Here is a 20,893-nt window from a genome sequence, read left to right as displayed (position 1 = left end):
GTCGAGCCCAGCGAAGTGTCATCCCAGCGATGGACGGCCGTCGTCCCGTGGTCCGACGCGCACCGCCGCACCCTCTCCGTAGCGTCGGAGCATGCAGATCACACCGACCGACCTCGGCCTCGTCGCCCGGGTCACACAGCTCACGAAATCGTACGGCCGGGGGAGCACCGCCGTCACCGCGCTCGACGACGTCTCCATCGGCATCCGTCGCGGCGAGTTCACCGCGATCATGGGCCCGAGCGGATCGGGCAAGTCGACGCTCATGCACATCATGGCCGGACTCGACACACCGACGGCCGGCCGGGTGTGGATCGGCGACACTGACATCTCCGCCCTCGGCGACCGCGAGCTCACGGCCGTGCGGAGGCGCAGGGTCGGCTTCGTCTTCCAGTCGTTCAACCTCGTTCCCACGCTCGACGTGGAGGGCAACATCCTGCTCCCGTTCGAGCTCGACGGCCGGCGCCCCACGGCGGAGGAGCGCCTGCGCATCGACGGGCTCATCGACTCGCTCGGGCTCGCTCCGAGGCTGCGGCACCGCCCGCACGAGCTCTCGGGCGGGCAGCAGCAGCGGGTGGCGATCGTGCGCGCACTCGGCTCGCGCCCCGACCTCGTGTTCGCCGACGAGCCCACCGGCAACCTCGACTCGCGCACGGGGCGCGAGGTGCTGTCGCTCCTTGCCGCGGCCAGCTCGGAGTACGGGCAGAGCATCGCCATGGTGACCCACGATCCCGTGGCGGCGAGCTACGCCGATCGCATCGTGTTCCTGGCCGACGGGCGCATCGCGGAAGAGCGGGGCCGTTCGAGCGCCGCCGAGATCAGCCGGTACATGCTCGGGATGGAGGGTGTGGCGTGAACCGTGTGCGACGGGGCGAGCACGCCCCGAGCATCCTCGTCTCCACCCTCTCTGCGGCGTTCGGCGTCGCACTCCTGTCGGTGATCGGGCATCTCGCGGAAATCATCTCGGCCGACGACGTCACCGGGTCGAGCTCGACTGTCGCGTTCGTGCTGGCCCTGCTCGCCGGGGTCTTCATCGTCATCGCCACCTACGTGGGGGCGGTCGTGACGGCGAACACCTTCGCCACCATCATCGCGGGCCGCACCCGCACCATCGCCCTGCTCAGGCTGCTCGGCGCGAGCGCGTCGAGCCAGCGCCGAGCCGTGGCCCGCGAGGGGCTGGCGGTGGGCGCCCTCGGTGCGATGCTCGGGGCGGTGCTCGGCGTGCTGGTCAGCGCGGGGCTGCTGCAGGCTGCGGTGGCGGGCGGGTTCGCTCCCGCGCTGCCCTACGAATGGATCCAGCCCGTGATCGTGCTCCCGATGGTCACCGTGGTGCTCACCACCTGGGCGGCATCCTGGGCCGGCTCGCGCCGGGTGCTCGACGTGTCGCCGATGCAGGCGACGGGCGGCGCGCACGAGCTTCGGTACGAGGAGGCGAGGGGCCGGCGGGGCCGGAACGCCGCCGCGCTCGTCTTCCTGCTGCTCGGCGGAGGAATGCTCGCGCTCGGCGTGATCGTGGGCATCGCGAACCCGGTCGGCATCCTGCCGGCCGTGCTCGGCGGGGTGCTCTCGTTCACCGGGTTCGTGCTCGGCGCCCAGGTCGTGATGCCCGCGACGTTGCGACTCGTCGGCCGCCTGTTCGGTCGTGGCGCGAGTGCGCGTCTGGCCGCGGAGAACGCGGTGCGCTACCCCGAGCGGAGTACCCGCACCACCATCGGCCTCGTCATCGGCGTGACGCTGGTGACGATGTTCGCCGTCGCGACCGGCAGCTACCAGCGGGTGCTCGAGACGGCGTTCCCGAGCGAGCCGGGGGATGCGGTGCAGCTCGATTCCGTCATCCTGGTCACCGTCGTCGTCTTCTCGGTGCTGCTCGGCTTCAGCGCGCTCATCGCGGCGGTCGGCATGGTGAACAACCTCTCGCTCAGCGTGCTGCAGCGCACCCGCGAGCTCGGGCTGCTGCGCGCGCTCGGGTTCACCGCCGGGCAACTGAGACGGATGATCGCCGTCGAGAGCGCCCAACTCACCATCGCCGCCGTGCTGGTCGGTCTGCTGCTCGGCACCTTCTACGGCTGGGCGGGTGCGCAGTCGCTGCTGGCCTCGCTGCCGGGCACCGGCGGATTCGTGGCCCCGGTCGTGCCCCTCTGGCTGCTCGCCGCGGTGGCCATCTCGGCGGCCCTTCTCACCCTCGCGGCCTCCGTCGCCCCCACCCGTCGCGCCACCCGCATCTCCCCGGTCGTGGCCCTCGCGGTCGAGTGAGCGGCGCGGGCCACGCGCTGCGGCGCGGGGGAGGCCAGCGCCTCAGCACGGCCGGTGGCGTAGAGCGCGCTCGCAGAGGAGCGGCGGGAGGCGGGGTGTGGCGGAGAATGGGGGATTCGAACCCGGCTGTGGGGGGGCGTGCGCGTTCCCATGAGCGGCGGGAGGCGGGGTGTGGCGGAGAATGGGGGATTCGAACCCCCGAGGGCTTGCACCCAACACGCTTTCCAAGCGTGCGCCATAGGCCACTAGGCGAATTCTCCTGACGTCGGCTTGCGCGCGACGACCTCGAACACTCTACCCGACGCGCGGCGCACCGTCGTGCACTCGAGGGCCGGGCAGCTCAGAGGGAGCGCAGGGCGTCGGCGATCGGGGTGTCTCCCGAGATCACCTCGAACTGCGTGCCGATGCCCTCGCCCGAGGTGAGCAGGCGGGCGACGATCCAGGCGACGTCGGCGCGCGGGATGGTGCCGCGGCCGGTCGAGCCGTCGACGGCCACCTGCACGGTGCCGATGGCGTGGTCGTCGGTGAGGCCGCCGGGGCGCACGATGGTGTAGTCGAGGGAGGAGGCGCGCAGCGCCGCATCCGCTTCGCTCTTCGCGCGCAGGTAGATCTGGAAGACGTCGTCGCTCGAGGGGTCGAACGAGTCGGCGGCCATCGCCGACACCATCACGTAGCGCGAGACGCCGGCCGCCTCGGCGGCGGAGGCGAGCAGCACCGCGCCGTCGCGATCGACGGTGAGCTTGCGCTCGGCGGTCGACCCCGGCCCGGCACCCGCGGCGAACGCGACAGCGTCGATGCTTCGCGACGACAGCTCGCCGGCCAGCGCCTCGACCGACGAGTGCTCGAGGTCGAGCACGAGCGCCTGCCCGCCCGCCTCCTCGATGTCGGACGACTGCGCCGCATCACGGATGATGCCCCACACCTCGTTCCCCTCGGCGGCGAGCAGCCGTGTGGCGATGAGGGCGATCTGCCCGTGTCCTCCTGCGATGGCGATCTTCATGCCTCCAGCGAACCACCACCCACCGACACCGGCCACCCGCCCCGGCTCCACGCCACCGCGAGCTCTTGCTACACTGGAGCCCGGCTCCCCGTGTGGCGCCATCCAGGCCAACTCCCCCAGGGCGGAAACGCAGCAAGGGTAACCGGGCTCTGGCGGGTGCGCGGGGAGTCCTTTCTTTTCCCCGATGTCGTCACATCACGGATGCGCACCGAAGTCTCCGAGGGCGTTGACGTTCTCCACGACGGTTGTAGCGTGGGCCCCATGCGACCCGCCCAGCGTCCACCCCGCTTCCACGCGCGCCCGCGCCCACGCATGCGCCCCATTTCGGGTCTCGCTGTCGCCGGCCTCGCCGCCGCCGCCGCGCTCGCCCTCGCCGCCTGCGCCGGCACGGGCACCGGCACCGACCCCGGCTCGACGCCCTTCCCCATCCCCAGCGTCACCGCATCCGTCCCCATGATCACCGCGACGCCCCCGGCCACCCCCACCGACGCCCCCGCGACCGGTGCACCCCAGCCCGCCCCCGCATCCGACCCCGACCCCGCCGACCCCTCCACCTGGACCATCGGCTTCGACGGCATCGGCCCCATCACTCTCGGCACACCCCTCTCCGAGGTCGAGGCGATCGTCGCGCCCACCGACTCCTGCCGCCCCGGCGTCGACAGCTTCTTCGACTCCACGGTCGTCGCTTCCACCGACGGCGGCACCGGTGAGGGCGACACCGCCACCGTCGGCCTCGTGATCTCGCAATCCGTCGCGAAGTCCTCTGTCACCGGCATCCCCACCACCGCCGAGGGCATCGGCGTCGGCTCGACGATCGACGAACTCCTCGCCGCCTACCCCGACGCCGAGCCGTACGAGGCGGTGAACTCCACGGCCTACCGCATCACCGACGGCACCACGTACATCCACTTCGACGACTACGGCAAAGGCACCATCCAGATCATCGAGGTCACCTCGGCACCGATCAAGCCGAAGGAGTACTGCGGCTAGCCCCGCAGCGCGCCCCCGAGGCCCTAGAGTCTGAGCAGGCATCTCCGAACCGATCCGACGGCACGGATGCCGCACGAGGGGGAGATCATGAAGATCCGCAGCGGGCTCGCGCTTGCCGTTCTGTCGTTCGCGGTGGCGCTCACCGCATCCGGATGCTCGGCTGCAGACCCCGCACCCGCCCCCACCGTCACGGTCACCGTGACGCCCAGTGCGACAGCGAGCGCCGAGCCGACCGACTCGCCCGCCCCGACCCCCGACGCCGACTCGTACGACCCCGCCGACCCGGGCACCTGGCTCGTCTCGCTCGACGGCATCGGCCCGATGCGCCTCGGCGGCACCCTCCCCGCGCTGCAGACCGAGCTCGGTCTCACGCCCGACACCTGCCGCGCCGGGGTCGACAGCTACTCGCTCGACGGGCTCGCGTACACCGCGGTGTCGGGCATCGACGAGTCCGACCCGCAGGCGCCGATCGTCGCCGTGCGCTCCCTGGCCGTCGACTCCTTCGACCCCTCGGCCGAGGTGCCGCGCACGGCCGAGGGCATCGGCGTGGGCTCGACCGTCGCAGAGCTGCAGTCGGCCTACCCCATGATCGAGACCTACCAGAACCGCGGCGGCGAGACCGTCTACCGCATCTCGGGCGACGAGTCGACCATCAACTTCGAGCCGATGGGCTCCGACGAGATCGTGATCGTCACGGTCACGACGAGCGCCGAGGTCGCCCCCGAGTACTGCGGCGCCTGACCCGCGCTGACCCGCGCTGACCCCCGCCGTCGCCCCGAGTTGGTCGCGCAATCTGCTCGTATCCCGCAGCTTTCGAGCACTTTGCGCGACCAACGCGGGCGAACGGGCGCAGCCCGCGCCCGGGCGCGCCGAGGCCCCCCGCCCTAGACTTGAGCACGGACGACCGAAGAGGATTCCGTGACGCTACCTGACACCCCGACCCCCCGCGCCGCCGGCGTGAAGAGCATCTACATCACCTCGGTGGAGGGCCACTCCGGCAAGTCCACCGTCGCCCTCGGCGTGCTCGACATGCTGCGCCGCTCGGTGCAGCGGGTCGGCGTGTTCCGCCCCGTCGCCCGCTCGGTGAGCGCCCGCGACTACGTGCTCGAGATGCTGCTCGAGCACGACAACGCCGAGATCCCCTACGAAGACGCGCTCGGCGTCACCTACGACGACGTGCACGAGAACCCGGATGCCGCGCTGTCGCGCATCGTCGAACGCTACAAGGCGGTCGAGCGGCAGTGCGACGCCGTCGTCATCCTCGGCAGCGACTACACCGACGTGGGCAGCCCCACCGAGCTGAGCTTCAACGCGCGCATCGCGGCGAACCTCGGCGCCCCCGTGCTGCTCGTGCTCGGCGGCCGTCGCGGACAGGGCAGCGACGAGCTCCTCGGCCAGGCCCCGCCCCGCTCGGCCGACGACATGCGGCAGATCACCGAGATCGCCCTGGTCGAGCTGCGCAACGCGCACGCCACCCTCGTCGGCATCGTCGCGAACCGCTCCGACCCCGAGAACCTCGAGAAGATCCGCGACGCGATCGGGGTCGCCGCCCGCGACGCCGTCGAGGGGCTCGTGCAGGCCGCGAAGGAGTCGCCGGTGGCGACGGGCGCGGTGTCGATGGTCGCGAGCGACGACGAACACGACGACGACGGAGACCGGCCCGACGCGGCCGGCGCCGGCAGCGGCGCGACGGATGCTCCTCCCGCACCCCGCGCATCCGTTCCCCTGGTCTCGGGCCCGGTGCAGCCCCGCCGCATCCCCATCTGGGCCATCCCCGAAGACCGTGTGCTGGTCGCCCCGAGCATGGCCGGCATCGTCGAGTCGATCGGCGGCACCCTCGTGATGGGCGACCACCGCCTGCTCGCGCGCGAGGCGCTCGGCGTCGTGGTGGCGGGCATGTCGATGCGCAACGTGCTGCCGCGCCTCACCGAGGGTGCCGTGGTGGTCGTGCCCGGTGACCGCGAAGAGCTGCTGCTCGCCGCCCTCATGGCGAACGCCTCGGGCACCTTCCCGTCGCTGGCGGGAATCATCCTGAATGGCGGATTCGAGATCCCCGAGCCGGTCGTGCGCCTCATCAAGGGCCTCGACCCGAAGCTCCCCATCATCACGACCGAGCTCGGCACCTACGAGACCGCGGTGCGCATCACGCACACCCGCGGCAAGCTCGCCGCCGACTCCTCGCTGAAGTACGACAACGCGCTCTCGCTGTTCGAGCAGTACGTCGACGGCACGCAGCTGATGCGCCTGCTCGACGTGAGCTCGAGCGACGTCGTCACGCCGCTCATGTTCGAGTACGGGCTGCTCGACCGCGCCCGCGCGGCCGACCGCCACATCGTGCTGCCCGAGGGTGACGACGACCGCGTGCTGCTCGCCGCCAACACCGTGCTGAAGCGCCAGGTGGCGCGTCTGACCATCCTCGGTGACGAGCAGGCGGTGCGGGCCCGCGCATCCGAACTGGGCATCGACCTCGACGCCGCAGCCGTGGTGAGCCCGTTCGACCCCGAGCTGAGGCACCGCTTCGCCGAGGAGTACCAGCGCCTGCGCGCGCACCGCGGCATCACCTACGACATGGCCTACGACACCGTCGTCGACGTGTCGTACTTCGGCACGCTCATGGTGCAGCTCGGACTCGCCGACGGCATGGTGTCGGGCGCGGCGCACACCACGGCGCACACCATCAGGCCGGCGTTCGAGATCATCAAGACCCGCCCCGACGTGTCGGTGGTGTCGAGCGTGTTCCTCATGGCGTTGGCCGACCGCGTGCTCGTCTACGGCGACTGCGCCGTGGTGCCCGACCCGACCGCCGCCCAGCTGGCCGACATCGCCGTGTCGTCGGCGGCGACAGCGACGCAGTTCGGCATCGACCCGCGCGTCGCGATGCTGTCATACTCCACCGGCTCGTCGGGATCGGGCGCCGACGTCGAGAAGGTGCGCGAGGCGACCGAGCTGGTGCGCGCATCCGGGCCCGCGTTCCCCGTCGAGGGGCCCATCCAGTACGACGCGGCGACGGATGCGGTGGTCGCCGCCGCGAAGATGCCCGGCTCGGCGGTGGCGGGGCGTGCGACAGTGTTCATCTTCCCGGACTTGAACACGGGCAACAACACCTACAAGGCTGTTCAGCGGAGCGCCGGAGCGGTGGCCATCGGGCCCGTGCTGCAGGGGCTCAACAAGCCGATCAACGATCTTTCCCGAGGAGCGCTCGTGCCCGACATCGTGAACACCATCGCCATCACGGCCATCCAGGCCGCCACCGGTTCGGGGGCCCAGGCATGAGCACGATCCTGGTCGTGAACAGCGGCTCGTCGTCGTTCAAGTACCAGCTGATCGAGGTGGAGTCGGAGAAGGTGCTCGCCTCAGGGCTGGTCGAGCGCATCGGCGAGTCGTCGGGGCACACGCGCCACACGACGCAGGTCGGGCTGTGGGAGCGCGAGCTGCCGATCGCCGATCACACCGCCGGGTTCGAGGCGATGCTCGAGGCCTTCGGCGAGCACGGGCCGCAGCTCGACAAGCATCCGCTCACCGCGGTGGGGCACCGGGTGGTGCACGGCGGCAAGCGCTTCCACGAGGCGACGGTCATCACCGATCTGGTGAAGATCAACATCGAAGACCTGGCCGAGCTGGCCCCGCTGCACAACCCGGCGAACCTGCAGGGCATCGAGGCGGCGCAGAAGGCGTTCCCCGAGGTGCCGCAGGTGGCGGTGTTCGACACGGCGTTCCACCAGACCCTGCCGCCGTCGGCGTACACCTACGCGATCGATGCGAAGCTGGCGGAGAAGCAGCGCATCCGTCGGTACGGGTTCCACGGCACCTCGCACAAGTACGTGTCGGGGGAGGCCGCGCGCTTCATGGGGCGGCCGCTCGAGTCGACCAAGACGATCGTGCTGCACCTCGGCAACGGGGCGTCGGCGTGTGCGGTCGACGGCGGGCGGTCGGTGGAGACGTCGATGGGCATGACGCCGCTGGAAGGGCTCGTGATGGGCACGCGGTCGGGCGACCTCGACCCGGCGGTGCTGTTCCACCTCAACCGCAAGACCGGCATAGGGTTCGCCGAGCTCGACGAGCTGCTGAACCGGCGCTCCGGCCTCCTCGGGCTCTCCGGCACCGGCGACATGCGCGACGTGCAGAAGGCTGCGGCGGCGGGCGACGCGGAGGCTGCCGCGGCCCTCGACGTGTACGTGCACCGGCTTCGCGGGTACATCGGGTCGTACTACGCGCAGCTCGGGCACGTCGACGCGATCGTGTTCACCGCGGGAGTGGGGGAGAACAACCCGCTCGTGCGGGCGCGGGCGCTCGCGGGGCTGGAGGAGCTCGGCATCGAGGTCGACCCCGCCCGGAACGAGCTCACCGGGACGGCGGCGCAGGGCGCGCGGCGCATCAGCACCGACGACTCGCGCGTCGCCGTGCTCGTGGTGCCCACGAACGAGGAACTCGAGATCGCGCGGCAGGCGGCGGCCGCGGTGGGCGCGTAGCGGGGCGTAGCGGGGGGCGCGCTGCGCTGCGCGCGCTTGGCGCTGCCCGCGCTTGCGCGGGCTTGGCGCTGCGCGCGCTTGCGCGGGCTTGGCGCTGCGCGCCGAGGTTATTCGACGCATCCCTTCGCCTCCGCGCGTCAGTGGCCCTCTACCTACCGCGCGTCGCCACCGCGGGCCCCATGGCACGACGGCACGCACCACCACACCCGCGCACGTCCGTCGCTCTCCCGCGACCGCGCTTCGCTGCCGCAGGTCCACATGGCGCGACGCACGCACCACCGTGCCCGCGCACGTCCGTCGCTCTCCCGCTACCGCGCTTCGCTGCCGCAGGCCCCATGGTGCGACGGCACGCACCACCGCGCCACCGCACCGCCGACTCAGGCGTCGGCGATGAGCCGCTTGCCGAACCCCACGGCGCCGTCGGGCTCGTACCCGAGCGACCGGTAGAACGCCATCACGCCCTCGTTCCCCGCCCTGATCTGCAGATTCAGCTTCGGGCACCCCCTCTCCCGCAACAGCTCCTCCGCCTGCCGCATCAGCGCGCCGCCGACCCCGTGCCCCTGCATCCCGGGCGACACCGCCAGGTAGTTCACCCACCCCCGATGCCCGTCGTACCCGATCATCGCCGTCGCCACCACGACCGGACCACCCGCACCGTCCCGCAACGCCCGCCCCTCCTCATCGACAGCTTCCCCCACCAGGAACAACTCCGGCTGCACCGTCTTCTTCCGCGCGATGTCCCGCCGCGGATCATTCCACGCCCGCGTCAACCCACACTCCTCCCACAACCCCACGATCCCCTCGTCATCCCCCACCTCATACGGCCGCACCCGCACCCTCCGCCCTCGCCCCAGCCCACGCAGAGCGGATGCGGCCCCACCGCCCCCAAGATCCGTCCCGCCATCCGCGGCCCCCTCCCCGCCAGCTGGCTCCTCGACGTGAGGGCGAGTGTCGCCCACCCCGGCGGTGGCCGCCGCACCCGCGCCCACCGCATCCGCGCCCGCGCCCACCTCACGCGCCGCACCTGCGCCCGCCGGGCCCGCTGGGCCCGCTGGGCCCGCGCCCAGCGCACCCGCACCCGTCGACTCCGCGGCACCCACGCCGAGAGCGCCCGCACCCACGGCACCCGCTGCAGCCGCGCTCACCGCAGCGGCACCCGCGCCCGCCGCACCCGCGCCCGCCGCGGGGCCCGCGGCGACGAGGCGCGCTACTGCGGCGGAGAGCACGCGGCGCTGCACGGCGGGGGAGTAGCTCTCCGGGTCGGCGGAGCTGAGGGCGTTGAGGCCCTCGACGAGGGCGACGAGGGCGAGCGCATCCGTCGAGTTCGACTCGGCAGAGCGGTCAGGACGGCACAGCGCCACCCACCGTCCGACCCGCCCGATGAAGCTGCGGTTGCCGGCCACGTGCCGCTCGGCGAGCCCGTCGTCGGCGAGCGAGGCCGCGAGGTAGCTCACCCACACACGCGCCTCATCGACCCCGGTGTCATCGAGCGCCGCGCCGTTGAGCAGCACGGCGAGCAACGTCTCCGCCGGATCCCGCCCCTCCCGCTCCGCCTCCACCGCATCCGCCCGCACTCGCGTGCGCTCGTGCAGCAGCTCCCGCGCGTGCAGCAGCAGCGCCTCCTTGCTCGGGAAAGCGTGCATCACCAGCCCGGTCGTGCACCCGGCGCGCTCGGCGACCGCGCGGATGGTGAGCCCCGCGAGCCCACGCTCGGTGAGCACCGACCAGGTCGCTTCCGAGAGACGCTCCCTCTGGTCAGCCAGATCCCGCCTGCGAGCCATGCAGCCCCACCCTTCCTCGACATCTCAGCGGCCGGCCGGCCCTCCGGACTTCGTAACATACGTTACCGTAATGTATGTTACGAAAGGATCCTGAGCCATGCACCCGTCCTCGATACCGGCCGAGCCGCCGAAGCCGCACCGCGCATCCGTCTCCTTCACCCTCGAGCGCGTTCCCTACGACCACCCCGACGCTGCCTCCCTGCGCGCCGCGCAGCGCGCTGAGCTCGACGCCCGCTACGGCTCCGACGACCACGAGCCGGGCGAGGTGCCGACGGCCGACTCGGTACCGGTGTTCCTGGTGGCCCGCGACGCCGACGGTACGGCACTCGGATGCGGTGGGTTGCGCCCGCTCGGCGACGGCGAGGTCGAGGTGAAGCGCATGTTCGTGCGGCCTGAGGCGCGCGGAACGGGCGTCGCGACGGCGGTGCTCCGCGCGCTCGAAGACGAGGCGCGGGCCCTCGGCGTGACCCGCTTGCTGCTCGAGACCGGCACGGCGCAACCCGACGCGATGCGGTTCTACGAGCGGGAGGGGTACTCGCGCATTCCCGCCTTCGGCGCCTACATCGGCTCCGATATCTCGGTCTGTTACGCCCGCGACCTGGAAGGGTGAGGTCCTCGGGCCTCCGGCGCGCATCCGTCGGTTGTCCCCAGCTCGCCGGGAGCGACCCCGGTGTCGGAGGCCGCAGGTAGTCTTGTCGCGTGGTCACCGCCCTGTATCGCCGTTACCGGCCAGAGAACTTCGCCGAGATGATCGGGCAGTCCCAGGTGACCGATCCGCTCATGACGGCACTGCGCACGAACCGGGTCAATCACGCCTATCTCTTCAGCGGCCCGCGAGGCTGTGGCAAGACGACGTCGGCGCGCATCCTGGCCCGCTGCCTCAACTGTGCCGAGGGGCCGACAGACACGCCGTGCGGGGTCTGCCCGAGCTGTGTCGAGCTGAGCCGAGACGGCATGGGCTCGCTCGACGTGGTCGAGATCGACGCCGCCAGCCACGGTGGTGTCGACGACGCACGCGACCTGCGTGAGCGGGCCATCTTCGCGCCCGCGCGCGACCGGTACAAGATCTTCATCATCGACGAGGCGCACATGGTGACCTCGGGCGGCTTCAACGCGCTGCTCAAGATCGTCGAAGAGCCGCCGGAGCACGTGAAGTTCATCTTCGCCACGACCGAGCCCGACAAGGTCATCGGCACCATTCGGTCGCGCACGCACCACTACCCGTTCCGGCTCATCCCGCCGGCGCAGCTGCTCGAGTACGTGCAGCAGCTGTGCGACTCCGAGGGCGTCGAGGTGGCACCCGGAGTGCTGCCGCTCGTCGTGCGCGCTGGCGGCGGCTCGGCGCGCGACACCCTGTCGCTGCTCGACCAGCTCATCGCGGGCTCGGAGGGCAACCGGGTCGAGTACGAGCGCGCCGTCGCGCTGCTCGGGTACACGCACGGGGCGCTCCTCTCCGAGGCCATCGACGCGCTCGGCACGCACGACGGGGCGGCGGCCTTCGACGCGGTCGACCGCGTCATCCAGACCGGCCAAGACCCCCGGCGCTTCGTCGAAGACCTGCTCGAGCGCCTGCGCGACATCATCGTCGTCGAGGCCACGCGCGAGCAGGCGCCGTCGGTGCTGCGCGGAGTTCCGGCCGACGAGATCGAGGTGATGCGCCGTCAGGCGGCCCTGTTCGGTCACGCCGAGCTCTCGCGCGTCGCCGACATCGTGAACACCGCGCTGTCGGAGATGACGGGGGCGACCTCGCCGCGGCTGCACCTCGAGCTGATGGTGGCGCGCACCCTCGTGCCGTCGGTCGACGACACGCAGCGCGGCGCGCTGGCGCGGGTGGAGCGGCTCGAGCGGCGCATCGGGGTCGACGGGGGAGGAGCGGATGCTGGGCCTGCGTCGAGCGCGGCAGCCTCCTCGGCTGTGGCACCCCCATCGGCCCCGCCCGCAGCGCCGAGCTCGCCGCTGTCGGGCGGCAACGCCCCGTCTGCCTCGCCCGAGAGTGCGGCGGGTGGTTGGGCCGTCACCGCGCCGGGTTCGGGAACCGCTCCGACGCGCTCGGCCGAGCCCACGTCTTCGCAGGCGGTGCCGTCGTCGGGTTCTGGCGATCCCGCGTCTCACGCCCCCGGGGATGCTCCTGCGACCCCACCCACCGCGCCCACTCCGCCGGCCGTCCCGGCCGCATCCGCGGTCAACACTCCCGATGTCGTGGCGACCCCACCGTCGGCAGCCCCGCTCTCCGAGCCCGTCGAGCCCGGCACCGTGTCGGTGCAGCAGCTGAAAGATGCGTGGCCCGAGATCCTCGACCGCGTCCAGAAGGCGAAGATGACTGCCTGGCTCGTCGTCTTCACCGCCCAGGTGCGCTCCCTCGACGGCGACGTGCTCACCCTCGCCTTCCCCAGCGAGAACGACGTCGCCAGCTTCAAGGAACGCTCCGCCCCCGGCCAGGGCGTCAGCGAATACCTCCGCCAGGCGATCGTCGACGTCCTCGGCCTCCGCGTCAAGTACATCGCCCGCGTCGACACCTCCCTCCGCCCCCACGACGCCCCGGAGGGCGGCGCCCCGAGCGCGAGCGCTGCTCCCACCGATCGGTCACCCGCGCCAAGTGCAGCGCCGAGCGCTCCTCCCGCCGTGGCACCGAACGCACAGCCCGCCGATCAGGCGCCCACACCCGCTGCTGCTGCATCGAGCCAAGCGCCCGCGGACCTCTCGCCTGCACCCGCGGCGCCGACGAACGCGGCCGCCCCGTCTCCGGCGGAACAGCCTGCAGGCGCGACCCGCGAAGCGGGTGCTTCCGCAGCGACCTCGCCCGCCCAGCACTCCACGCCACCCGCGCCGGCGTCGTCTGCGTCGGCTCCCACCCAGGTCGCGGGGATGACGATCCCCGCGCGGCGAACCCCCGCTCCCGTGCCTGCGTCAGAGTGGTCGACTCCTGGCGTCTCCGACCTCGGCGGATCTTCCTTCGAGGAACCCACCCCTCCGCCCCCCGCGGCTCCGGTGACCCCTGCAGCCGGGACACCTGCCGGCCCGGCCGGCGTCGACGGCCCCCAGGCCGCGGCTTCCCCCTCACAGCCACCTGCACAAGCGGGACCGCCGACGCACGAGCGTCCCGAGCCAGCGGGTGGGCCCGCCCAGGGGTCGGCCTCGCGCCCCGAGTCAGCGGGTGGGCCGGCTCAGCGTCCGGCTCAGCCGTCGGGGCAGGCGGGTGGGCAGGCGCAGCGGCCCGCTCCCGCTGTCGACCGAGCGGCCGAGGCTCAGCGTCCGGCCACTGAGCGGCGACCCGAACCCCAGCGGGGCCCCGCGCCGACAAGGAACGCATCACCCACCACCAGCTGGGATGTCGTCGCGATCCCGTCATCGTCCGCATCCGACGATGACGAGCCGCCGTTCTTCGACGAGCCGATGCCGAGCGACGAGCCCGAGCTGCCCGCCGATCGCGCCGACGCCATGCCCGACCCGTACACCCGTGCGACGCCGGCGACGCCCATCCGACCGGGCGACGCAGGCGCAGCCCGCGATGGCGCACAGCCGAACCGCCCCGGTGCCCCGACGACCGCATCCGGAGCGTCCGCGTCCGCCCCCGCATCCGGTTCGGAGCGCCGCCCCGGCGCCCTCCGCTTCGAGCCCGGCCCCGACACCGCCCCGGCCTCCGCGCCGCCGGCGCCTGTCGCCACCACCGCATCCGGCCGCGCGCGCTACGGGGAGGCGGTCGTCCGCGAGATCCTCGGAGCCAACTTCATCGAGGAGCAGCCCCTCCCGAGCCGCGACCCCCGCCCCCTCGGCGAGGGCTAACCAGCCGACCCGAGCCGACCCGCGAACCGTGACGCGCATCCCGCACCCAAGCTAGGCCGCCCCCACCGCTCCAGCGCAGCCGAGAACACCACCGCACGAGCGGAGAAGAGAACGACATGTACGAAGGAATCGTCCAAGACCTCATCGACGAACTCGGCCGCCTCCCCGGAATCGGACCGAAGTCCGCCCAGCGCATCGCCTTCCACATCGTGCAGACCGAGTCGTTCGACGTGAGCCGCCTCGCGCAGATCCTCACTGACGTGCGCGAGAAGGTGCACTTCTGTCAGATCTGCGGCAACGTCTCCGAGCAGGAGACGTGCGGCATCTGCCGCGACCCGCGCCGCAACCGCGCCCTCATCTGCGTGGTCGAGGAAGCGAAAGACGTCGTCGCCATCGAACGCACCCGCGAATTCCGCGGCCTGTACCACGTGCTCGGCGGCGCCATCAGCCCGATCGACGGCATCGGCCCCGACAACCTCCGCATCCGCGAGCTCATGCAGCGCCTCGCCGACGGCGAGGTCACCGAGGTCATCATCGCCACCGACCCCAACCTCGAGGGTGAGGCGACCGCCACGTACCTGTCGCGGCTGCTCACCACGCTCGAGATCCGCGTGACCCGCCTCGCCTCCGGCCTCCCCGTCGGAGGCGACCTCGAATACGCCGACGAAGTCACCCTCGGCCGCGCATTCGAGGGCCGCCGCCTCGTCGAGAACTGACCATGCCCACCCCGGCCGCCCCTCACCCGGCGGCCACCCCACCATCGGATGCTGCACCCGCCACCCACATCGTGGTGTCGGCACCAAGCCCCGGCATGGTCACCCTCCACCCCGTCGACGACTCCGGACAACCTGGCACCTTTCCCACATTTCTTACGGACAAAGTCCGTCCAAACCTCGTTTTGAACGGACTTTGTCCGCAAGAACCGGCGACGGGCGAGCCGCTCCCGCTGACGGAAGCCGAGTTCGTCGAGGTTGCGCGTCTGCTCGAGGCCGCCCACCCCCGGTGGGTGTGGAACGACACCGCCGCGTGGTACCCGCGACTCCTGGCCGCGGGGGTACGGGTCGAACGGTGCGTCGACTTGAGGCTCTGCCATGCGATCCTGCGAGCCTCCACCCTGACGGCGGCATCCGAGCTCGCCCGTGCCCCGCGCGAATCGTGGGCGACCATGCCGACCGCTGCAGGTGCACCCCACCACGTGCCCGAACCCGCCATTTCCCAGGGCCCGACCCTCTTCGATCACCTCACCCTCGTACCCGAATCCGGCCCGTCGCTTCGCTCTCAGGAGACACGCTCCGTGTCGGCTGCACACCGGCAGCCCGCCGTCCCCGCGGCCACCCCGGCCGCCCCCGTGCCGCAGAGCACCCCGGCCGCCCTCGCGGGCACCCCCGAGAACCCCAGCCGCCCCGCACCCCCCGAACTCCTCGAGTTCCGCCGCCAGCGGCGCGCCGCCACCACCGCCACCGACCCCTCGCGCATCGCGCTGCTCCTGGCCGCGGAGTCGGCGGGCAGCCTCGCCGCCGTCGAGATGCAGCACGCCGGCCTCCCGTGGAGCTCGGCCCGCCACAACTCCCTGCTCGAGAACGCGCTCGGCCCCCGCCCCACCGTGCCCGGCACCCGCCCGGCCAAGCTCGAGGAGCTGCTGACGCGCATCCGTGACGCCCTCGGCGACCCCACCGCCAACCCCGATTCCCCGGTCGAGCTCGTCAAGTCGCTCCGCCGCGCCGGACTCGACGTCTCCAGCACCCGCCAATGGGAGCTCGAGAACATCCGTCACCCGGCCATCCCCCCGCTGCTCGAGTACAAGAAGCTCGCCCGGCTCCTGACCGCGAACGGCTGGAACTGGCTCGACACCTGGGTCGTCGACGACCGCTTCCACCCCACCTATCTCCCCGGCGGCGTCGTCACCGGCCGGTGGGCGTCGGAGGGCGGGGGAGCGCTTCAGCTCCCGAAGCTCGTGCGCTCCGCCGTCGTCGCCGACCCCGGCCACGTGTTCGTCGTCGCCGACGCCGCCCAGCTCGAGCCGCGCATCCTCACCGCCCTCTCGGGCGACCGCGCCATGGCCGCCGCCGGCTTCGGCCGCGACCTCTACGACGGCATCGTCGCCTCCGGCGCCGTCGACACCCGCGCGCACGCCAAGCTCGGGATGCTCGGCGCCATGTACGGCGGCACCACCGGCGAGAGCGGTCGCATGCTCCCACGGCTGGCGCGCGCCTACCCCGCGGCGATCGCGTTCGTCGAAGACGCCGCCCGCGCCGGCGAGGCGGGCAACGTCGTCACCACCCGGCTCGGCCGCAGCTCACCCCGCCCGGACGACGCGTGGCAAGACCTTCAGGATGCTGCGGCCTCCGACGGCGCCACCGAGGCGGCCCGCGCGCGGGCGCGCTCGGCCGCGCGCAGCTGGGGCCGATTCACCCGCAACTTCGTGGTGCAGGGCACGGCCGCGGAGTGGGCCCTGTGCTGGATCAGCTCCCTGCGTCGCCGCCTGTGGACGATCCCGTCACTGTCCACAGAGCGGGCCGCCGGCGCCGGTGAGTCCTCCACAGCCGCGCTCCGCGCATCCGTCTTCTCCACAAGGCCGCACCTGGCGTTCTTTCTCCACGACGAGCTGCTCATCCACACCCCCGAGCAGCACGCCGACGCGGTCTCGACGCACCTGCGCGAGGCCGCCGCCGAAGCGGGCCGCCTCATCTTCGGGGATGCGCCGGTGCAGTTCCCCGTGACGGTCGCCGTCGTCGACAGCTACGACAAGGCCAAGTAGCACGCGCATCCGACGTTCTTACGGACAAAGTCCGTCACAACGTGGGTTCAGACGGACTTTGTCCGCAAGAAAGTGAGCGCGACGGCCCGCGTCACCCGCGGGCGATCGACATCTCGTCGAACAGCGCTGCCCCGGCGTCGGGCGAGATCGCCCCGGCGTCGACCCCCGCGACGATGCGGAGGTACTCGAGGCGTCGCGCGGCATCCGCCGCGCTCACGTGACGCCCGGCGGCAGTGACGGCGACATCGGCCCGGAGCCGCGCGCGCAGCGCCTGCTCGGTCCACTTGCTGGTGCTCATACGGCGACGCTAAGCCCGCCGCATGAACCCCGAGTAAACGGATGCTGCGAGAACGCCCCGACCCCGCCAAGACGCCCACCCCCACCCCACATTCACCCCCCGGAATACACCCGCACGATATACTCGACAGTCGGGTTCCACCACCCGTGCAACGACCCCCCCAGGAGTGCCCGTGAGCTTGATCGTGCAGAAGTACGGCGGATCCTCCGTCGCCGACGCCGAGAGCATCAAGCGCGTGGCCAAGCGCATCGTCGAGACCCGCAAGGCGGGCAACGAGGTCGTCGTCGCCGTGAGCGCGATGGGCGACACCACCGACGACCTGCTCGACCTCGCGAACGCCGTCGCCCCCATCCCGGCCCCCCGCGAGATGGACATGCTCCTCTCCGCCGGCGAGCGCATCTCGATGGCCCTGCTCGCCATGGCCATCGAGAGCCTCGGCCACACCGCCCGCTCCTTCACGGGTTCGCAGGCCGGCATGATCACGGATGCGCAGCACGGCTCCGCCCGCATCGTCGACGTCACCCCGGTGCGGCTCCGTGAGGCGCTCGACGAGGGCGCGATCGTCATCGTGGCGGGCTTCCAGGGCTTCAACCGCGACACCAAAGACATCACGACCCTCGGCCGCGGCGGCTCCGACACCACCGCCGTCGCGCTCGCGGCGGCGCTCGACGCCGACATCTGCGAGATCTACACCGACGTCGACGGCATCTTCTCGGCCGACCCGCGTCTGGTGCCGAAGGCGCACAAGATCGACCGCATCACGAGCGAGGAGATGCTCGAGCTCGCAGCCAACGGCGCGAAGGTGCTCTACATTCGCGCCGTGGAATATGCGCGCCGGCACGGCGTCACCTTGCACGTGCGCTCGAGCTTCAACAACAACGAGGGCACGATCGTCTACAACCCGACCGAGGCGGAGCCGTACGGCCCCGTGATCGTGCCCGGATCATCCGTCACCGTCAGCCCCACTCCTGAAAGCGAGAACGCCGTGGAAGAGCCTCTCATCGCCGGGGTCGCCACCGACCTCTCCGAGGCCAAGATCACCGTCGTCGGTGTGCCCGACGTACCCGGCAAGGCCGCCGAGATCTTCACCCTCGTCGCCAAGACCGGCGCGAACATCGACATGATCGTGCAGAACGTGTCGGCGGCGTCGACGGGCCTCACCGACATCTCGTTCACGCTGCCGAAGAGCGAGGGCCAGCTCGTGCTCACCGCCCTCCGCGCCGATCAGGATGCCGTGGGCTTCACCGCGCTGCAGTATGACGACCAGATCGGCAAGCTCGCCCTGGTCGGCGCCGGCATGCGCACGAACGCGGGTGTCTCGGCGAAGCTCTTCACGGCGCTGTTCGAGGCGGGCATCAACATCGAGATGATCTCGACCTCCGAGATCCGCATCTCGGTCGTCACCCGCGCCGACACCATCAACGACGCCCTCCGCGTCGTGCACTCCGCCTTCGGCCTCGACGCCGACACCGAGGCCGTCGTGCACGCGGGCACCGGCCGCTGACGCGCGCAGCGCCGCCCCGCGTCGCCCCGCGCCGCCCCGCAGAAGACCCCCGAACCACGAAGTGAAGAAGAAGGAACCATCGTGAGCAAGGCACTCAACGTCGGCGTCGTCGGCGCCACCGGTCAGGTCGGCAAGGTCATGCGCCGCCTCCTCGAGGAGCGCGACTTCCCCATCGCGAGCATCCGCTTCTTCGCCACCGCGCGCTCGGCCGGCACCACCCTGCCGTTCGCGGGCCAGGACATCGTGGTCGAAGACGTCGAGACCGCCGACCCCACGGGCCTCGACATCGCCCTGTTCTCGGCGGGTGCTACCGGTTCGCGCGCCCAGGCCCCGCGCTTCGCTGCGGCAGGCGTCACCGTCATCGACAATTCGAGCGCCTGGCGCATGGACCCTGACGTGCCCCTCGTCGTCTCCGAGGTGAACCCGCACGCGCTGGCGGATGCCCGCAAGGGCATCATCGCCAACCCCAACTGCACCACGATGGCGGCCATGCCCGTGCTGAAGGTGCTGCACAAGGAGGCCGGTCTCGAGCGGCTCATCGTGAGCACCTACCAGGCGGTGTCGGGCTCCGGACTCGCCGGCGCCGAGGAGCTCGCCGGCCAGGCGCAGGCCGCCGTCGCCGACCCCGAGAAGCTGCTGAACCTCGTGCACGACGGCTCGTCGGTCGAGTTCCCCGCTCCCGCGAAGTACGTGGCGCCCATCGCCTTCGACGTCATCCCGCTCGCCGGCTCGATCGTCGACGACGGTGACCTCGAGACCGACGAGGAGAAGAAGCTCCGCAACGAGAGCCGCAAGATCCTCGAGCTGCCCGAGCTGCTCGTGAGCGGCACCTGCGTGCGCGTTCCCGTGTTCACCGGCCACTCTCTGTCGATCAACGCCGAGTTCGGCTCCGACATCACGCCCGAGCGCGCCCAGGAGCTGCTCGCCGACGCCCCCGGGGTGCAGCTCACCGACGTGCCCACGCCGCTCAAGGCTGCCGGAAGCGACCCGAGCTATGTCGGCCGCATCCGTCAAGACCAGAGCGCGCCCGGCAAGAAGGGCCTCGTGCTCTTCATCTCGAACGACAACCTGCGTAAGGGTGCGGCCCTCAACGCCGTGCAGATCGCCGAGCTCATCGCCGACGGCGCCGAGGTGCCGTCCGCCGCGCAGGCGGCGACCGCTGGCGCGGCCGTCTAGCCCGAGCCACTTTCTTGCGGACAAAGTCCGTCATAACTCGCGTTGTGACGGACTTTGTCCGTAAGAACCGACAAACCGCATCCACCGTCGGCTCCGAACGACGGATGTGCGCAAGCCCCTGATCCTCGTCGTGCTCGTCGCCGTGGCGGCGGCCGCGGCGGTGCTCGTCGCCATCGCCTTCGCGGCCATCGCCCCGACCCCCACCCTGAGGGCCGACACCGGCACCGCCGCCGGCTCCGGGCCCCAGAGCGGCCCCTCCACCGCGCCGCTCGACCCGAACGCCCCGGTCGTCGCCTTCTACGGCGACTCCTACACTCTCGGAACCGGCGCATCCGACCCCGCCCTGCGCTGGTCGAGCGTCATCAGCGCCGAGCGCGGCTGGAACGAGTTCAACCCCAGCGTCAACGGCCTCGGCTTCGTGAACAACCGCGCCAGCACCCCGCCCGACTACTCCGCCTCCGACGAGGTGAGCCAGGTCATCGCCGCCGACCCCGACATCGTCTTCATCACGATGGGGCTCAACGACAACTTCTCGATGCCGCAGCGGGCCGACGACATCAGGTCGGCCATCCGCACCGACTTCAGCACGCTGCGCACCGAGCTGCCCGAGGCCCGCATCGTCGTCGTCGAGCCGTTCTGGTACACGGATGCGCGCCCCGACTCGGTCGAACAGATCATCGGTTGGGTGCACGACGAGGCCGACGCCATCGGCGCCGACTACATCGCGGGCGCCTCGCACTGGATCGAGGGCCACCCCGAGTGGATGGCCGCCGACGGCCTCCACCCCAACGACGCCGGCTACGCCGCGATGGCCACCCGCATGAACGAGGAGCTCGCCCGCCTCGGCCTCTGACCCGAGCCCACCCCAGAACCCGAGCCCGACC

The 20,893-nt window shown here is 71.8% G+C and carries 16 protein-coding genes, 1 tRNA gene and 1 other RNA gene; 14 read left to right on the top strand and 4 right to left on the bottom strand.

Features of this window, described 5'->3' with window-relative positions; genetic code table 11:
* The first annotated feature begins 91 nt into the window (after positions 1-91).
* Both HL652_RS14030 and HL652_RS14025 read left to right on the top strand, forming a co-directional pair.
* On the top strand, positions 92-853 hold the full coding sequence (locus HL652_RS14030; protein WP_171705889.1) for an ABC transporter ATP-binding protein: 762 nt from the start codon (positions 92-94) through the stop codon (positions 851-853).
* A complete protein-coding gene (locus HL652_RS14025; protein WP_171705888.1) occupies positions 850-2,250 on the top strand; it encodes an ABC transporter permease in 1,401 nt (466 codons plus the stop codon). The genes HL652_RS14030 and HL652_RS14025 overlap by 4 nt, the downstream gene beginning before the upstream one ends.
* Before the next feature lie 172 nt (positions 2,251-2,422).
* Here HL652_RS14025 and HL652_RS14020 read toward each other — a convergent pair.
* A tRNA-Ser gene (locus tag HL652_RS14020) sits at positions 2,423-2,510 on the bottom strand.
* Between the two features lie 80 nt (positions 2,511-2,590).
* On the bottom strand, positions 2,591-3,250 hold the full coding sequence (locus HL652_RS14015; RefSeq protein WP_171705887.1) for an SDR family oxidoreductase: 660 nt from the start codon (positions 3,248-3,250) through the stop codon (positions 2,591-2,593).
* A 79-nt stretch (positions 3,251-3,329) separates the two neighbouring features.
* Here HL652_RS14015 and ffs point away from each other — a divergent pair.
* The 5 genes from ffs (at position 3,330) to HL652_RS13985 (ending at position 8,709) form a co-directional block, all read left to right on the top strand.
* Positions 3,330-3,426, top strand: an RNA gene (gene ffs, locus HL652_RS14010) — signal recognition particle sRNA small type.
* An 85-nt stretch (positions 3,427-3,511) separates the two neighbouring features.
* Complete coding sequence (locus HL652_RS14005; RefSeq protein ID WP_171705886.1) at positions 3,512-4,240, top strand: hypothetical protein; 729 nt, start codon at positions 3,512-3,514, stop codon at positions 4,238-4,240.
* Positions 4,241-4,327: 87 nt separating this feature from the next.
* Positions 4,328-4,981 carry a hypothetical protein gene (locus HL652_RS14000; protein WP_171705885.1) on the top strand — a complete coding sequence of 218 codons (654 nt, stop codon included), beginning with the start codon at positions 4,328-4,330 and terminating at the stop codon, positions 4,979-4,981.
* A gap of 177 nt (positions 4,982-5,158) precedes the next feature.
* Positions 5,159-7,513 (top strand): phosphate acetyltransferase, encoded by a 2,355-nt coding sequence (gene pta / locus HL652_RS13990; RefSeq protein ID WP_253743295.1) that lies wholly within the window; start codon positions 5,159-5,161, stop codon positions 7,511-7,513.
* Positions 7,510-8,709, top strand: a complete 1,200-nt coding sequence (locus HL652_RS13985; RefSeq protein ID WP_171705884.1) for an acetate/propionate family kinase — start codon at positions 7,510-7,512, stop codon at positions 8,707-8,709. The genes pta and HL652_RS13985 overlap by 4 nt, the downstream gene beginning before the upstream one ends.
* 377 nt (positions 8,710-9,086) lie before the next feature.
* Here the strand turns inward: HL652_RS13985 and HL652_RS21515 are convergent, their stop codons facing one another.
* The gene (locus HL652_RS21515) at positions 9,087-10,490 is read right to left on the bottom strand and encodes a GNAT family acetyltransferase (protein WP_216603898.1); all 1,404 of its coding nucleotides are present in this window, start codon (positions 10,488-10,490) and stop codon (positions 9,087-9,089) included.
* 97 nt (positions 10,491-10,587) lie between these two features.
* Here HL652_RS21515 and HL652_RS13970 point away from each other — a divergent pair, with 97 nt between their 5' ends.
* From HL652_RS13970 to HL652_RS13955, 4 genes are all read left to right on the top strand, one after another.
* Positions 10,588-11,100, top strand: coding sequence for a GNAT family N-acetyltransferase (locus HL652_RS13970; protein ID WP_171705883.1), 513 nt, complete (start codon positions 10,588-10,590; stop codon positions 11,098-11,100).
* Positions 11,101-11,237: 137 nt separating this feature from the next.
* Entirely contained in the window at positions 11,238-14,273 is a 3,036-nt protein-coding gene (locus tag HL652_RS13965; RefSeq protein ID WP_371743646.1) for a DNA polymerase III subunit gamma and tau, read from the top strand.
* Between the two features lie 116 nt (positions 14,274-14,389).
* Positions 14,390-14,989, top strand: coding sequence for a recombination mediator RecR (recR, locus tag HL652_RS13960; RefSeq protein ID WP_171705881.1), 600 nt, complete (start codon positions 14,390-14,392; stop codon positions 14,987-14,989).
* Positions 14,990-15,219: 230 nt separating this feature from the next.
* Positions 15,220-17,031, top strand: a complete 1,812-nt coding sequence (locus HL652_RS13955; RefSeq protein ID WP_253743890.1) for a bifunctional 3'-5' exonuclease/DNA polymerase — start codon at positions 15,220-15,222, stop codon at positions 17,029-17,031.
* A gap of 91 nt (positions 17,032-17,122) precedes the next feature.
* Here HL652_RS13955 and HL652_RS13950 read toward each other — a convergent pair whose 3' ends face one another.
* On the bottom strand, positions 17,123-17,329 hold the full coding sequence (locus HL652_RS13950) for a hypothetical protein (RefSeq protein WP_171705879.1): 207 nt from the start codon (positions 17,327-17,329) through the stop codon (positions 17,123-17,125).
* Positions 17,330-17,501: 172 nt separating this feature from the next.
* Here HL652_RS13950 and HL652_RS13945 point away from each other — a divergent pair, with 172 nt between their 5' ends.
* From HL652_RS13945 to HL652_RS13935, 3 genes are all read left to right on the top strand, one after another.
* Positions 17,502-18,833: an aspartate kinase gene (locus tag HL652_RS13945; protein WP_171705878.1), complete on the top strand. Its 1,332-nt coding sequence runs from the start codon at positions 17,502-17,504 to the stop codon at positions 18,831-18,833.
* 138 nt (positions 18,834-18,971) lie between these two features.
* Positions 18,972-20,009 (top strand): aspartate-semialdehyde dehydrogenase, encoded by a 1,038-nt coding sequence (locus HL652_RS13940; RefSeq protein WP_253743888.1) that lies wholly within the window; start codon positions 18,972-18,974, stop codon positions 20,007-20,009.
* 106 nt (positions 20,010-20,115) lie between these two features.
* Positions 20,116-20,862: an SGNH/GDSL hydrolase family protein gene (locus HL652_RS13935; protein WP_253743293.1), complete on the top strand. Its 747-nt coding sequence runs from the start codon at positions 20,116-20,118 to the stop codon at positions 20,860-20,862.
* Positions 20,863-20,893: the final 31 nt, after the last annotated feature.

This window comes from Herbiconiux sp. SALV-R1, from assembly GCF_013113715.1.
Taxonomy (GTDB): Bacteria; Actinomycetota; Actinomycetes; order Actinomycetales; family Microbacteriaceae; genus Herbiconiux.
This window is presented reverse-complemented; position numbering and strand designations above follow the sequence as displayed.